Genomic DNA, 15476 nt, shown 5'->3' with positions numbered 1-15476 from the left:
GTCGACATCCAGGCACAGAACAGCGCCATGCTGCTGTCCTCGCGCCAGGACATGCAGCTGCGCAGCCTGCAGAAGATCAGCCTGGCGGCGCAGGAGGAGATTGTGCTCAGCGTGGGCGGCAATGCCGTGCGCATCACCGCCGACGGCATCCGCACCCTGGGCCAGACCACGGTATATGGCGGCTTCTCGATCACCGGCAAGCAGCAACTGAGTGTGGGGCTGCCGGATTTCCCGGTGTCGCAGGTGAAGGCGCCGTTGCCGTTGGTGCTGGCGCAATCGCCATTTGGCCAGAGCAGTGAATGGGCGGGCATGCCCTACACCCTGAAAGCCGGGTCCGCCACCGTGCAGCAAGGGCTGATGAATGAGGCCATGCAGCTGCCGCTCACCCACGAGCCAGGCGTGCAGCACTACACGCTGACGCTGGCCAATGGCAGCGAATACCAGATTCCGCTGGTGGGTGAACTGCGCGATCCGGCCAAGGGGAAACTGGCCAATGCCGGGCTGCACAAGCAGGGGCTGGATAGCGCACCACCAGAGGGACGGGTGGAAAGCACCGACGATGCTCGACAGCAATATGCCCAGTTGCTACAGATGTGGGCTGCACAGTCCGCTGCCGACCAGCCTGATGCCGATCAACCCGATTCTGATCAAGAGGAGTCGTCCTCATGAGCAGCAGCACCACCGTTCCCATTTGCACCCGCGAGCTGCTACAGGCCACGCTCACCCTGCCGTGGTTTGTGGATCACGCCGAATACGCCCACCACCCTGGCAGTTTTCAGATGCTGGTGAATGGCGAGGAAGCATTCTCGGCCCTGCATTACACCCTCGCCAAGGCCAAGCGCAATATCTGCCTGATCTGCTGGGGCTTTCAGCCGTCCATGTACCTGGTGCGCAAGGGCAGCGACATGATCAAATACCCCACCCTGCCCGAGCCAGTACCGGCGCAGCTGGGCAAGCTGCTGGTGCACAAGGCCAAACAGGGGGTGAAGGTGCGCGTGCTGTGTTTTGCTGCCGAACCCCTCGGCGCCAGCGTCAATGTTTCCTCCCCGGTGATCGGCGAGTCACCCAATCCGGGGCGGGGCCGCTGGCGGGTGGGCGACCGTCCCGGTTTTGAAACCGAGGCACAGTACGCCTACGACCGCTATTGGTATACCACCTATGACCCCAGCCAGCGCGATGCGGACAGTGCCAACCCCAATAGCCCTGGCAAGCTGCAAGGCTTCAAAGCGGCGGACCCGGACGTCCCGCTGGCCAATCTGGTGTTTCACAGCCGTGGTTTTGACAAGGCAAGCCGCGACTACATCTTCACCCAGCCCTATATGGATAAGCAGCTGGCGTTTCAACTCTATCTGGCGGTTGGTCCCAGCCATCACCAGAAAATGGCCTTGATTGATTATGACGATGCCCAGCGCCATGTCGGCTTTGTCATGGGACATAACCTGCTGGATGAATATTGGGATACCAATGCCCATAGCGCCAAGCGCCATGCCGACCCGCGCCAGGGACGCAACGGCATCATCGGCCCGCGCGAGGATTTTTCGGCGCTGGTCACCGGCAAGGTAGTGGGCGATCTGTTTTTCAACTTCAACAAAGCCTGGCAGCAGGAAACCGGCAGCGGCCTGCCCGTGCCTGCCGGTCGCTTTAGCCACTACCTGCCACGGCTGGACCGCGCCAATCCACCGGCCATGCTGCAATTGCTGCGTACCCAGCCGGAGTACCAGCGCAAAGACATCATGCGCGCCTATTTTCAGATGGTGAACAATGTCACCTCCTACATCTATATCGAGAACCAGTATTTCCGCTGGCAACCCCTGGCCGACAAGATCAAACAAGCCGCACAGGGCCAGTTGTGCCGGGGACGTAAAACGCCAATCTACTTGTTTGCCATCACCAATAGCAGCGATGACGGCATCGGGGCTGGCACGGTCTCCACCTACCGCATGCTGGACAGCCTGGGCCGTGCCGACACCATTCCGACCGTGGCGCGGCTGGAACGGGCAGATGACCAGGCCGCGCGCCTGGGCCAGGCCAAACAACGGCTGGCTGAAGCCCGCTTCATTCACCGGGCCAGCCCGCAACTGGCCAGCAGCCGCCAGGATGTGGAACAAGCCACCCGCGAGGTGGAAGCCGCCCAACAAGCTTATGAAGCCGCCAGCAAGCCGGATGTGCCCATCCCCGCCGTGGAACAGCCCGGCCTGAAAGTGCATATCTGCACCCTGGTAGCCATGGACTCCGGCCCGGCCCAGCCTGCCACCATGCGGCGCATCTACAACCTGGCCAGCGGCCAGACCATCACCGTCACCCACACCCCGGCCCAAGGCTGGACCGAGGTTTACATCCACGCCAAGTTGATGCTGGTGAACGACTGCTGCATGACGCTGGGCTCGGCCAATATCAATAGCCGCAGCATGGAATCCGACAGCGAGCTGAATATCCTGCACGACAACAGCGACATCACCCGCGCCTTGCGCCGACAGCTGTGGGGGCGGCATACCCACAACTTCGCAGGCGCGAATCCGCCCAGCATGGGCAAAGAGGAGGTGTCGAAGGTGACGTTTGAAGTGTGGGAGAAACTGCTAAAGGCCAATAAATTTGCCGAGAGCCATCAGCAGCCCCCCATCGCCCCGCTACGCGAGTTTCTGCGCAGCAGCCCGCTACGGACCAACCATGACTAAACCCCTCATCGCCCCCCTGCTGCTGGCCCTGTGGCTGAGCGGCTGTGGTGCACAGGAGCGACATGTGCCCGCCCTCAACGACGTCAACACCCAACTCGCCTTTACTTGTGCCTACGAAAAAGACCGCCTGCCCGCGCTGGATCCCGAGGCCGACCAGCTCTACCGCCATGCCCGCTGGCTGCGCCGCAACAACATCATCCAGCAAGACCCCATGGTCCACCCGGTGATGGAACGGCTGTACCGCATTGCCACCGCCTACGGCCATGACCGGGCCAACCTCGACCTGCGCGAGATGATAGGCCGCGGCACCGCAATGAGCGCAGACCCGGTCAAGGAGACGCTGGACCTGACCGAAGACCTGATCCGCCGTGGCATCCCCGGTGGCTATTACGATATGGGCCGTTATCTGGAAGCAGGCTATGGCGTCAAGCAAGACACGGCGCTGGCCAACCGCTACTACCGCAAGGCTGCCGACCTGGGTAGCCCGGAGGCGCAGTATCTGATCGGCGACAAGTTTTACCGCATGACGATTTCTAATCCGCTTACGTTTGCGATTGCACTGCAAATGCTGAAATGCGCTGGCGAACAAGGCCATGCCAAGGCGGCCATTACTTATGGCGTCGATGCACAAGGCTCAAACAACAATGCCGATGCGATACAGGCTTTTATTCAAGCCAGTAAAGCAGGTGATCAAATGGGACCTTCCTACTTAGGCACAGCTTTTGGTCCGCCTACGCATGATGGCTTTTGGAAATATTCTGACCTCGGCTTCAAACCCGACCCAGAACGTGTACGCCGCTATGATCTGATCGGCACCGTATTAAATAACTACACCTGGGCCAACCCCAAGGTCCCCGAGTTGGACAGCATCGTCCCCCTGCCACCCGCACCCTTGCCGCCATGGGATGGCAAGATCCAGTGGCTGAAAGATTTTGAGGCCAACGTCCCGCCACCGCTGCCCACAGAACAGCGTATCCGCGAACTGGCCGCAGCCAAGGCGCTGGACCCGGCCACCGGCCGCCCCGACCCCAAGGCGCAAGCCGCGCAAAAAGCCCAGGCCGCGCAAGCCGCCGCGCCGCCCAGCCCGGACGCGCTGCCCATCGGCACCTTATGTAGCAGCGGCGAGCCCTGCCCACAAACCGGCCACTGGCAACTGCGGTTTCCGCCAGACAGCGTGCAGGGGCAGGACCCCGAGCTACGCGCCAACCGCGTGGTGCGCATTTTTTTGCAGGGTAACATCTTCCCACCGCACCGGGCCGACTACCCCAGGCTATTGCAGCGCTGGCGCGGCTACGAACAGCGTAGCGTAGCGGTGCAGTGGCAACTGGTGGGCTATTTGCAATGAAGCACCCCATCCATCGACCTGGGCTGGCGGGACTGTGGCTGCTGCTGGCGCTGGAGGCTTGCAATGCCGGGGAGCGTCATCTGCCCGCCCTCAACGACGTCAATACCCAACTCGCCTTTACTTGCGCCTACGAGAAAACCCGCCTGCCGGCGCTGGATCCCGAGGCCGACCAGCTCTACCGCCATGCCCGCTGGCTGCGCCGCAACAACATCATCCAGCAAGACCCGATGGTCCACCCGGTGATGGAACGGCTGTACCGCATTGCCACCGCCTACGGCCATGACCAGGCCAATCTCGACCTGCGCGAGATGATAGGCCGCGGCACCGCCATGAGCGCTGATCCGGTCAAGGAGACGCTGGACCTGACCGAAGACCTGATCCGCAGAGGCATCCCCGGTGGCTATTACGATATGGGCCGTTATCTGGAAGCAGGCTATGGCGTCAAGCAAGACCCGGCGCTGGCCAACCGCTACTACCGCAAGGCCGCCGACCTGGGCAGCCCGGAGGCGCAGTATCTGATCGGCGACAAGTTTTACCGCATGTCGATTTCTAATCCGCTTACGTTTGCGATTGCGCTGCAAATGCTGAAATGCGCGGGCGAGCAAGGTCATGCCAAGGCGGCCATTACTTATGGTGTTTATGCGCAAGGCGAAAACAATGCCGATGCGATACAGGCTTTTATCCAGGCCAGCAAAGCCGGTGATGAAATGGGGCCATACTATTTGGCCAAGGGCTTTGGCCAGCCTTATACCGGGGATCAAGCCAAATGGGAGGCCTCGCGCGACCTTGGTTTTAAACCCGATGCGGAGCGGAAGCGCCGATACACCCTCATCAGCGATACCCTGACCGACTACACCTGGGCCAACCCCAAAGTCCCCGAACTGGACAGCATCGTTCCCCTGCCGCCCGCACCGCTGCCGCCATGGGATGGCAAATTCCAGTGGCTGCGCGACTTTGAAGCCAACATCCCGCCACCGCTGCCGCCAGAACAACGCATCCGCGAACTGGCCGCAGCCAAGGCGCTGGACCCGGCCACCGGCCGACCCGACCCCAAGGCACAAGCCGCACAAAAAGCCCAGGCCGCCCAAGCCGCTGCCCAACAAGCCGCCGCGCCGCCCAGCCCGGATGCGCTGCCCATCGGCACCTTGTGTAGCAGCGGCGAACCCTGCCCGCAAAGCGGCCACTGGCAACTGCGGTTTCCGCCGGACAGCGTGCAGGGGCAGGACCCCGAGCTGCGCGCCAACCGCGTGGTGCGCATTTTTTTGCAGGGTGACATCCTGCCACCCCACGCCAGGCACGACCCGATTGCCATGGCAACGCTGGCGCACTTATGTACAGCGGCTGCAGCCGGTGACAGGGCCGCCGCTGACTTTCCCTCGAGACCATATCGGGAGTGGATCGATGATCAATGATGATCGCCCTTTGCCACAGTTCCGCTATCCCACCCTGCCGCGCTGGTGGCTGCTGCTGGGCTTGCTGCTGCTCTGCCTGGCAATCAACCTGGGCTGGGGGCTGCTGTATTACGCCAATGCGGCGGACAGGACGGTGTCTTCCCTCACCTTCTGGACCCATGCGCTGGGCTTTGGCCTTGCCGCTGGCTGCGCCTTGTTTGCAAGCGTGCTGGCCGGGTTCAGCCTGATGACCATGCGGGTATCCTGGCACAACCGCAAGCTGGCTGCGCAGCATGACTGGCAGCAACGCCGCATGCAGGAGGGGGCGGCAGTCTTTCACTCCCTGCTGCTGGGGCCGGCCTGCCTGACAGAGGATGACCGCCAGCAACTGGTACAAGACGCAGCGACCCTGCCCCTGCCCACCGCAACATTCGGCGAGTGGCGCATTCCAGACCTGGCGGGCAGCGAAAGCGATCTTGCCAGGCGTGCGGAACAACTTGCTATCGCGCTGGCTACCCGCCTGGCCAAGAGTTGGCCCGGTACCCGGCGGCCTGAGGCAGTCGCCTGGCTGGGCAGTGACCGCGCGTGGCAGGTGTTTCGTCTCACCTTGCAGGAACAAGGGATTGCTTGCCCGGAAATGGCCCGCCCCATCCAGGACATCGAAGATCTGGATCGCTGGATTGATAGCCTGCATGACGAGACCGGCCGCCACGCCCTGGTCATGCTGGCTGGCATCCATCTGCCTGATGCGGCGACAAACAGCGTATCAGCCACGCCCTCTGCCGAGGCAGGGTTTGTCTTGTGCCTGGAGCGCCCCTCTGCTGCAGCCAGCGCGCTGTACCGCCCGGTACAAATTCGTGGCAGTGCCGATTTGCGCCGGGCACAGCACAACGCCGCATTAGAACGGGCTCCGGTCTTTATCCAGTTTGCCGCGCAGCCGGTGGACTGTGCGGCAGAGGCGGAATGGGTGGCTAAGCCATTGAAGATAGCCGAGTACTGGGGCGATGCCGGCCCATCAATCCCCTGGATTTTATTGCTGAGCGCACTGGACCGGGCGGATGCAACAGGACAGCCCGTTGGCTGGCATGTCCAGACAGCGCAGCACGCATGGGCCGGGGTGGTAGTGCCGCCAGCTCCCCTTCACCAAGGAGAAAACACATGAGTCGTTATGCCATCCGTCAACACGATGCCTTAACCGGAGGAGGAGAAGTGCTGGAAGCCATTCCGAATGGTCCTGTACTCGAGGGGATAGGGGTCAGTTTTGTGGGTGCCAAAGCCAGGTGTTTTCGCTGTGGCAAGGTCGGGAAGATCGTGGCAGACGGGCCGCGTGGCGGAGTGGGTGATCTGCAGGGCTACATCATTGCCTTGAACAACGATGTAGTGATCTGTAATTGCCCGGTTCCGCCGCGCCTGCTGCACTCCACCACCAGCTGGCAAGTTGATTAGCCCCCCAGACTTCTTACCGATGCACAAGGATTAACCGATATGGCAGACAACACTGTTGCAGTGCCCTCTCCGGGCTATGGCTGGATAACGGCCGCCCTGGCCCTGCTGCTACTGACCATCAGCCTCATGCTTGGCCTCTATCTGGCCGGATTTTATGCGCAACGCAATGATCGGGTGATCGCCAGTGTGTTGCTACTGCTCATCGCCATGCTCGGCTTGGCCCTGGCCTACTGGTGGCATGGTTGGCGTTTGCGCGCCGCCGAATCAGCCATGGCCGATCGCCAGCGGGACACAGCAGGCCAAGCGGCAGAAGGCAGCCTGGCCGGTTTCCGCGCGCGGATACTCGCCCGCTATGGCGCGGGCGCGAGCAAGAAAAAGCCCTGGATCGCCATTCTTGCCCCTGCCACGGACCCAGCACAAACCGTAGATGAGCGGGCACAGGAAAGCGCAGAAACCAGCGCGGCCTTGTTCATCGCCGTGCCGGACAATATTCCCTTGCCTGAGCTGCGTAGCTTGCGTGGCCGCTGGCGGCAGCCGCTGGATGCGCTGGTCATGCAATGCGGCCAGGCGCTGCCCAAGGTTGGCGATGCGGCCTTGCAGCGCTTGCTCGACTTCAACCGGCGCAGCGGGTGGCGCTTGCCGCTCGGCCTGGCCCTGAGTGGCTGGCCGGTCCCGGAGGCCGGTGTAGTGCTGGAACTGGACGATGCCAGCCAGGCGGCCACCACCACCCGCCAGCTGCAGCAGTTGGCCTGGCAACTGGCGGTAGAGGGCCAGGCCGATGTCTTGCAGTCCCCGGCGGACACCGCACGCTTGCGCTTGTCCGAAGCCTTGGGCCAGCCCAGGGTGCTTGAGCAGCTGGCGCAGCAGCTGGCCGAGATCAGCCGCCACCTGCCGCCCGGGCAAAAGCTGAGCGGGCTGAGTTGGGTTGCCGGGCAGGCCACCCGCCTGCCCGGCCAGCTGGCACAGCTGCTGCGCGAGCAGACAGCGCGCCGCCACCGGCTGTCGCCGGGTGATGCGCTGGGCTGGCTATGCGCAGTGCTTGGCCTGGGCCTGTTATTGAGCATGCTGCTGGTATTCGTGCAGCAGCAACACCGCCTGGCCAATGCCACGCAACACCTGCAGGCGCTGCAGCAAGCCGCTACCGTCCAGCGCGCCATCCCGGCCTTGCTGGCGCTGCAGGAGGATATCCAGGCTCTGCAACAGGCACAGCAGCAGAACGGCTGGCTGCGGCTGGGACTGGATCAGGCTGCGGCCATAGAGCCACGCCTGCTGGCCGGCTATGGCCGGGCAGCGCAACGCTGGGTTGTGCAGCCAGTGCAGCGCAATATGCAGCAAGTATTGCAGGCGCTGAATGGCCTGCCCTTATCCGGGGAAGATGCCGCGCGCGAACCGGCACAGCAGCAAGCCTATGCCAGCCTGAAAGCCTATCTGATGCTGGACCAGCCGGCCCGTACCGAGCCGGGCTTCCTTACCGCACAGCTGCTGCAGGCCGCAGGCCAGGCCAGCGGGCCACGCGCGCAGATCCTGCGCTTTTACAGCAGCCACCTGGCGGCACTGCCGGGCTGGCGCCTGCCGGCCGATGCCGGGCTGGTGGAATCAGCCCGGCAGACGCTGCTGTCGCTGGACGGGGTGGAACATGGTGATGCGGCGCTGTATCGCAAGCTGATGGAAACCGCCGCCGCCAAGTATCCTGCGCGCAGCGCAGCCAGCCTGCTGCCAGGGGTGGATAGCCGCGGCCTGTTTGTCTTGCCCGGCAGCCTGCCTGGCGAATATACCCGCGAAGCCTGGGAAGGCTATGTGCGCGAGGCCATCGACAAGGCCGATCCCAAACAGGGGGGCGAAGCCTTGTGGGTGCTGGGTGCCGAAGCGGCGCGCAGCGACGGCGCGGCGCTCAAGGCCAAGTTGCTGCAACGCTATTTCGCCGATTACGCCAGTGCCTGGCAGCGCTATCTGAATGGCTTGCGCTGGCAGAATACCTCCTCGCTATCCGCCTCGGTGGAGCAGCTGAGTGTCTTGAGCGACCCGCAACGCTCGCCCTTGCAGGCCGTGATGACGCTGCTGCAATACCAGGGCCAGGCCGGGGCGGCGCAACAATCGCTGGCCAGCAATCTGCTGGACAAAACCCGGCAACTGGTGGGCAAAGCCGACAAGAAAAGCCCGGCCCCCAGCGGTCTGGGACAGGATGATCCCTTGGCCCGCGCCTTTGGCCCGCTCTTGCTGCTGACAGGTGCCGAAAACGAGGGTACGGCAGGCGCGGTGCACAGCACGGTGAGTCTGGCCCGCTATCTCGACAGCGTCAGCGCCGTACGGCTGAAACTGCAGCAACTGGCCAATGCCGCCAATCCGGATGCGGCAGCCCGCCAGCTGGCGCAAACCCTGTTCAAGGGGCAGCAGAATCCGCTCAGCGACGGCCAGCAATACGCGGCGCTGCTGGCGGCCAGCCTGGGGGCGCAATGGGCCGGATTTGCCCAGCAATTGTTTGTCAGCCCGCTGGACAATGCCGGCAGCGTGGTGATCCTGCCCGCCGCCGCCGAACTGAACGATCTATGGCGGCGCAGCATCCTGCTGCCCTGGGGCAGCGAAATGAATGGCCGCTTCCCCTTCAGCCGCGGCGAACAGGAAGCCTCCCTGCCCGCACTGGGACGCTACCTGGCCCCGGAACAAGGCAGCATTGCCAGCTTTCTGGCCAATAGCCTGGCTGGCGCACTGGTGCAAGAAGGCGACCAGTGGCTACCCAATCCCACCCTCAGCAATATGGCGCCATTCGATGCGGACTTTCTCAATGCCATCAATACACTCAGCCGCCTGGCCAGCCGCTGGGATACGCCGGGCAGCCCCAGCTATGCCTTTGAACTGAAGCCGATTGCCATGCCCGGACTGGTGCGCACCACGCTGGAATTCGATGGCCAGAGCCTGTCTTATTTCAATCAGCGGGAAAGCTGGAGCCCGCTGCACTGGCCAGGGGATGGTCAACAGGCTGGGGCCCGGCTGTTATGGGAATCGCAACAGAGTGGCACCCGCCAGGCGCTCGACTTTAACGGACGCTGGGGCTTGATCCGCTTGCTGGAGCAGGCGCGGGTGGAACAACTGGACCCGGCACGCTACCAGCTGGACATTGCCCTGCCTGACGGACTGACGGCGCGCTATATCCTGCGCACCACCACGGGAGAAGGCCCGCTGGCCCTGCTCAAGCTGCGCCAGTTCAAACTACCGGGCCGGGTATTTGTCGTGCCCGGCCCGCCAACAGCAGCAGCGAAGCCGGTGGCGTCGCACTGATCAGCGTCCGCCGGACACATCCAGAATGCTGCCGGTGCAAAAGCTGGCGGCATCGGACAGCAGCCAGACGATGGCGGCGGCCACCTCCTGCGGCTGGCCGCCGCGCTGCATGGGAACGCTGGAGGAAAGCCGCGCCACCCGGCCGGGTTCGCCGCTGATGGCATGGATGCCGGTTTCAATCAGGCCGGGGCGCACGGCATTGACGCGGATGCCTTCGCCGGCCACTTCGCGTGCCAGCCCCAGCGTGAGGGTGTCGATGGCCCCCTTGCTGGCGGCGTAATCGATATATTCGCCAGCCGCACCAAGCCGCGATGCCGCCGAAGACACATTGACGATGATGCCGCCACGCCCGCCGTGGCGGGTGGACATGCGGCGCACCGCCTCGCGGCAGCACAGCATCGGCCCCGCCACATTCAGCAGCAACATGCGCTGGATGCGTTCGGCACTGAAACTGTCCAGCCGCGCCAGCGGCGCGGTGGCGCCGGCATTGTTGACCAGGCCGTCGATGCGGCCAAAGCGGGCGGCCACGGCGGCAAACAGCTGGATGATCTGCGCCTCGTCCGACACATCAGCCGGAAAGGCCGCGGCTGCGCCGCCCTGGGCGCGGATGGCGGCCACCACCTGCTGCGCGGCCGCCTCGTCCTGCCGGTAATTCACCGCCACCTGCCAGCCGGCACTGGCGGCCTGCAGCGCGGTAGCCGCACCGATGCCACGGGACGCGCCGGTAATCAGCAGGGTCTGGCTCATGTCTGTCCTTCGCGCAGAAAGCGCTGATACCAGCCCACGCGGGCAGTGCGGGCGGTGTCGAAGGTAGCGGCCAGGCCGGCTTCATCGCTGGCGGCCACCTGCGCGGTGAGTGCCGCCAGCGCCAGGCGATAGCGCTCCAGCTCGTCCAGCAAGGCCGAGCGGTTGGCCAGGGTGATGTCCTTCCACATTTCCGGGTGACTGCCGGCAATGCGGGTGAAATCGCGAAAGCCGGTGGCGGCAAAATCAAAGCAGCGCCCGGCATCGGGCTTGCCCGCCACCATGCCGACATAGGCAAAGGCCAGCAGGTGCGGCAGGTGGCTGACCGTGGCAAACACGCTGTCGTGTTCGGCCGGGCTCATGCGATGGATCACCGCGCCACAGGCCTGCCATAGCGCGGCCACCGTAGCGCAGGCATCGCTGCCGGTTTCCGGCAAGGGGGTGAGTACCACCTTGCGTTTTTCGTACAGGCCATACTGGGCGGCCGCCGCGCCGGACAGCTCGGAGCCGGCAATGGGATGGGCCGGCACGCAGCAGGCCAGCTGCTGCGGCAGGTATTGGGCAAACAGCTGTGCGACATCGCCCTTGGTACTGCCGGCATCGGTCACGATGGCATGTGGCGGCAAATGCGGGGCCATGGCCTGCATCATGCGCCCCATCTGCCCCACCGGGCAGGCCAGCAAGACCATGTCGGCACGGCCGGCCACCGCGGCCAGGTCCTGGCTGATTTCATCCACCACGCCCAGCTCCAGCGCGCGGGTCAGGTTGTCCAGCGTCCGGCCTACGCCGATCACATGCTGCACCTTGCCCGCCCGTTTCAGCGACAGCGCAAATGATCCACCGATCAGCCCGACCCCGACCACCACCAAGGTGGTAATACCCTGCTGCACCTGACTCCCCTTTCCTGCCCTGTTACCATCTGGCCCTGCCCCACCTGCGGCGGGCGAAAGAGCTATGATAAGCGATTTTGCGCCCGCGCCAAGCCTGCAAACCATAGAAGGAGCCGGCGATGTCCTGCACCGTGTATGTCTATTTCAAGATTGAACCGGCCAGTGGCCGCCAGTTATTGCCGGCACTGCGCCGGATGCAGGCCGCGCTGGCGGTGGAGGGCATCCGTGCCAGCTTGCTGCGCCGCGCCGACGAGGCGGCAGAGGCACCGCTACAGACCTGGATGGAGGTGTATCAGGGAGTGGAAGATGTGGCGTGCTTCCGCCAGCAGATGCAGCAGGCGCTGGCTTGTTTTGTCGATGCGGCGCAGATGCCGCCGCGTCATCTGGAATGCTTTCAGCCGCTGGAGTGATCAGGCGGCGTGGATGGTGACGCGCGGCTAGAGCGGCAGGGTGAGCTGCTCGGCGGGGCGGGCCAGATGAAAGCCCTGCACGAAGTCACAACCGGCGGCGCGGGCGATATCCAGCTGCATGGCGCTTTCGATGCCTTCACCCACCACCTTGGCGCCGTGCAGATGCAGGATGTCCACCAGCCGCGCCAGCTTGTCGCGCACACCGGGACGCATCAGCGCATGGCGCATCAAGACCTTGTCCAGCTTGACGTAGTCCGGCTCCAGCAGCCATACCCGCTCCAGATTGGACGCGCCCTGGCCGAAGTCGTCCAGCGCGATGCGGAAACCCAGGCTGCGGTAGCGCTGCACCGCTTCGTACAGCCGCATGGGATCGCTCACCGCATCCTCCACCACTTCCAGGCAGATCTGGCTGGCCGGAATCTGCAGATGTTGCAGCACTTCGGCAAAAAACTGGCCATGGGTTTCGCTGACATTGACCAGGTGCTGGGCATTCACATTGAGCGACAGGATCAGCTCCGGTCCTGGGTGTTGCAGCAGGAAATTGAACAAGTGCAGGCAGCGTAGCTGGCGGTCGAGAAACACCGAACGGCGTGGCGAGGTTTCCGCGGCAAACAGTACGGTGGGGATCAGCTGACCGCCAAAGCTGTCCGTGACACGGGCCAGCGCCTCGACCGACCACAGACGGGTGCTGCCGTTTTCCAGCGCATAGATGGGCTGGAATACCGAGCGGAAGCGCCATTCTTCATGGCGACCACGCACGCGCCCGCTCTGCAGGCTGAGTGGATGCTGTTCGAACTGGTGTGCGTTCAACAACTGGTTGATATGTGCCAGATCACGCTCGATCGGCGCCAGTTGCGCAGGCTGGGCAAGGGCTTGCTGTTCCAGCAGGCTGACGGCCACCATGCTGTTCTCCTCGGACAGTCGGTGGACTGTCCCTATTTCTGGAGGGGAAACGGCTCCCCCTCATCGTGGCTGCCACTATAGCGACGGCCACTTAGCGCCAGAAATAATTTAATTGGAAAACTTTATGCAAAAATAATCTAAAAAACACCAGCGGCCCAGCGTCTGCCCACGCTCTCGCTAGCGGCAAGGAGGGGTAATGCCGGCACAGGAGCCGCTCGCTGCTGTTAATCCTGCTGCGCCAGCAAGGCCTGCAGCTGCAGACAGCATGGATGGCCTTGCGGCAAAGCCTGCCCGGCAAGCGTGGCGACCGGCCACAGGCCGATCAGGCTGTTGGACAGGAATACCTGTTCGGCTTGCCATAGCTGGGCCGGGCCAAGGTCGGCCTCTTCCAGCTGATAACCCAGCTGCGGCGCCTGGGCAAACAGCCAGTCGCGCAGCATGCCCTGTACGCCGTTCTGGTCCAGCCGCGGCGTAAGGATGCGCTGGCCTTGCACCAGATAGACATTGCTCATGGTGGCTTCGATCAGCAAACCACGCTGATCCAGCAGCAGACCTTCGTGCATGTCCGGGTCCGACCATTCCGAGCGCGCCAGCACGTTTTCCAGCCGGTTAAGGTGTTTGATACCGGCCAGCAGCGGCTGGCAGGACAGGCGGGTGTCACACCAGCGCACATTGACGCCGTCGCGCGCCCGTTCTGGCGGATAGCCGGCCCAGGCAGAGACCGACACCATGCGCGTGGGCTGACAGTCGGCCGGCATGGCATAGCCGCGCGCGCCCACACCACGGGTAAGCACGACCTTGGCCACACCCTGCACCACCCCGTCGGCCAGCTGGCCGATTTCATCCAGCAGCAGGGCTGCATCCGGCACCGGGAGCCTCAAACGGCTGGCATCGGCAGCCAGCCGCCGGTATTGCCAGGCCCACAGCCGCGGCTGGCCATGGCGGATTTCGATGGTGCGGTAGATGCCGTCGCCATAGGCCAGGCCACGGTCCAGTGCGGTAATCTGTTCGCCGGGCTGGCCGTTGATCAGCATGGCCATCAGGCTTGCTCCACTCCCAGCGCACGCAGCAGGCCGCGCGCCTTGTGGCGGGTTTCCTGCAATTCGCGTTCCGGGTCCGAATCCGCCACGATGCCGCCACCGGCACGGAAGCGCAGCTGCTGCCCTTGCTGCATGAAGGTGCGGATCAGGATGTTCAGGTCCATGCTGCCATCGCGGTTGAGATAACCCAGGCTGCCGGTATAGGCGCGGCGGGCGCTGTTTTCCAGCTCGCGGATGATCTGCATGGTGCGCACTTTGGGGCAGCCGGTGATGGTGCCGCCGGGGAACAGCGCGCGGATGGTGTCCAGTGGCGTGACATCGGTCCGCAGCCGGCCACGGATATTGGATTCGATGTGATGGACATAGGCATAGCTTTCCACCGCCATCAGTTCGTTCACCTCTACCGTGCCGGGCTGGCTGATGCGGCCCAGGTCATTGCGCTCCAGGTCGATCAGCATCACATGCTCGGCACGCTCCTTGACGCTGGAAATCAGCCGCTGCTTGAGCGCGGCATCTTCGGCGGGGTCGGGCGAGCGTGGATGGGTGCCGGCAATGGGGCGGGTATCGGCCCAGCCATCGCGCACCCGTACCAGGCGCTCCGGCGAGGAGCTGACAATCTGCGCGCTGCCAAAGTCGGCCAGTGCGGAAAACGGCGCCGGGTTGGCACGACGCAGGGCGGCAAACAGGTCGGGTGCTGCAATCTCCGCCGCCAGTTCGGCGCGCCAGCCACGCGAGATGTTCACCTGGAACACATCGCCTTCATAGATATATTGCTTCAGCCGCAGCACGGCGTCGGTATACCAGTGCGGCGGATCTTCCTCCAGCGCCTGCAGGCTGACCGCTTGCGCGACAAAGGCCGGGATGCTGCGCGCCAGCTCGCCCAGCCGCTGCCGGTCGGCGGCGGTTTCCGCCACGATCCACGCGCTGTGCTCGCGGCGGTTGATCAGAATGGCCGCCGGCACCCGTGCCAGGGCTGCCAGCGGAAAACTGTCCGGCAGCGCCTCGGCAACCCGGCTTTCAAACTGCGACAGCAAGTCGTAGCCCAGATAGAGGAAATGGCCGCCGACAAAGGGCAGGCCATGCGGGTTGTCCACTGCCTGCGGCTGAAAAGCACGCAAGGCCTCGACAAACGCCTCCCCTTCCCCACTGTGGTAAAGGGTGGTGCTGTCGGCAGCAAACAGCATGTCCCAGCCCTGTTCGCCGGAGGACATCAAGAGAAAAGGGAAGTCGGCACGACGCGCGGCATGCAAGGCCAGCAGGTCGGGCAGGAAGTCGAGTCGTTCGGTGAACATGCCAGATCCGGAAAGGCGGCATGAAGGCGCCGCACAAATAAGAAAACCGCCGCGAGTGTATCGC

General features: G+C 63.9%; 13 protein-coding genes. 8 read left to right on the top strand and 5 right to left on the bottom strand.

Features of this window, described 5'->3' with window-relative positions:
• The 7 genes from DFR38_RS19280 to DFR38_RS19255 form a co-directional block, all read left to right on the top strand.
• On the top strand, positions 1-669 hold a 669-nt coding region (locus tag DFR38_RS19280), incomplete at its 5' end, for a DUF2345 domain-containing protein (protein ID WP_146216024.1).
• Positions 666-2675: a phospholipase D-like domain-containing protein gene (locus tag DFR38_RS19275; RefSeq protein WP_110313805.1), complete on the top strand. Its 2010-nt coding sequence runs from the start codon at positions 666-668 to the stop codon at positions 2673-2675. The genes DFR38_RS19280 and DFR38_RS19275, both read left to right, overlap by 4 nt.
• Positions 2668-4020, top strand: a complete 1353-nt coding sequence (locus DFR38_RS19270) for an SEL1-like repeat protein (RefSeq protein WP_110313804.1) — start codon at positions 2668-2670, stop codon at positions 4018-4020. Before DFR38_RS19275 ends, DFR38_RS19270 begins: the two co-directional genes overlap by 8 nt.
• The gene (locus tag DFR38_RS19265; protein ID WP_110313803.1) at positions 4017-5432 is read left to right on the top strand and encodes an SEL1-like repeat protein; all 1416 of its coding nucleotides are present in this window, start codon (positions 4017-4019) and stop codon (positions 5430-5432) included. The genes DFR38_RS19270 and DFR38_RS19265 overlap by 4 nt, the downstream gene beginning before the upstream one ends.
• Positions 5422-6573 (top strand): hypothetical protein, encoded by a 1152-nt coding sequence (locus tag DFR38_RS19260; RefSeq protein ID WP_110313802.1) that lies wholly within the window; start codon positions 5422-5424, stop codon positions 6571-6573. Before DFR38_RS19265 ends, DFR38_RS19260 begins: the two co-directional genes overlap by 11 nt.
• On the top strand, positions 6570-6857 hold the full coding sequence (locus tag DFR38_RS21135) for a PAAR domain-containing protein (protein ID WP_146216023.1): 288 nt from the start codon (positions 6570-6572) through the stop codon (positions 6855-6857). The genes DFR38_RS19260 and DFR38_RS21135 overlap by 4 nt, the downstream gene beginning before the upstream one ends.
• A 39-nt stretch (positions 6858-6896) precedes the next feature.
• A complete protein-coding gene (locus tag DFR38_RS19255) occupies positions 6897-10133 on the top strand; it encodes an ImcF-related family protein (RefSeq protein ID WP_110313801.1) in 3237 nt (1078 codons plus the stop codon).
• On the opposite strand, the gene DFR38_RS19250 is transcribed toward DFR38_RS19255, so the two are convergent.
• On the bottom strand, positions 10134-10880 hold the full coding sequence (locus tag DFR38_RS19250; RefSeq protein WP_110313800.1) for an SDR family oxidoreductase: 747 nt from the start codon (positions 10878-10880) through the stop codon (positions 10134-10136).
• Complete coding sequence (locus DFR38_RS19245; protein ID WP_059287541.1) at positions 10877-11767, bottom strand: prephenate dehydrogenase; 891 nt, start codon at positions 11765-11767, stop codon at positions 10877-10879. The genes DFR38_RS19250 and DFR38_RS19245 overlap by 4 nt, the downstream gene beginning before the upstream one ends.
• A gap of 119 nt (positions 11768-11886) precedes the next feature.
• Here DFR38_RS19245 and DFR38_RS19240 point away from each other — a divergent pair, with 119 nt between their 5' ends.
• Positions 11887-12177, top strand: a complete 291-nt coding sequence (locus DFR38_RS19240) for a DUF4936 family protein (RefSeq protein ID WP_059287542.1) — start codon at positions 11887-11889, stop codon at positions 12175-12177.
• A 27-nt stretch (positions 12178-12204) separates the two neighbouring features.
• On the opposite strand, the gene DFR38_RS19235 is transcribed toward DFR38_RS19240, so the two are convergent.
• From DFR38_RS19235 to DFR38_RS19225, 3 genes are all read right to left on the bottom strand, one after another.
• Positions 12205-13080 (bottom strand): EAL domain-containing protein, encoded by an 876-nt coding sequence (locus DFR38_RS19235; protein WP_082693787.1) that lies wholly within the window; start codon positions 13078-13080, stop codon positions 12205-12207.
• 224 nt (positions 13081-13304) lie between these two features.
• Positions 13305-14120, bottom strand: coding sequence for an aminodeoxychorismate lyase (gene pabC, locus DFR38_RS19230; RefSeq protein ID WP_110313799.1), 816 nt, complete (start codon positions 14118-14120; stop codon positions 13305-13307).
• The gene (locus tag DFR38_RS19225) at positions 14120-15412 is read right to left on the bottom strand and encodes an aminodeoxychorismate synthase component I (RefSeq protein ID WP_110313798.1); all 1293 of its coding nucleotides are present in this window, start codon (positions 15410-15412) and stop codon (positions 14120-14122) included. The genes pabC and DFR38_RS19225 overlap by 1 nt, the downstream gene beginning before the upstream one ends.
• Positions 15413-15476 lie beyond the last annotated feature (64 nt).

The sequence above is a fragment of the Aquitalea magnusonii genome (assembly GCF_003202035.1).
GTDB classification, from domain to species: domain Bacteria; phylum Pseudomonadota; class Gammaproteobacteria; order Burkholderiales; family Chromobacteriaceae; genus Aquitalea; species Aquitalea magnusonii.
Note: the sequence above shows the minus strand (reverse complement) of the source record. Positions and strands in the feature narration are given on the sequence as shown.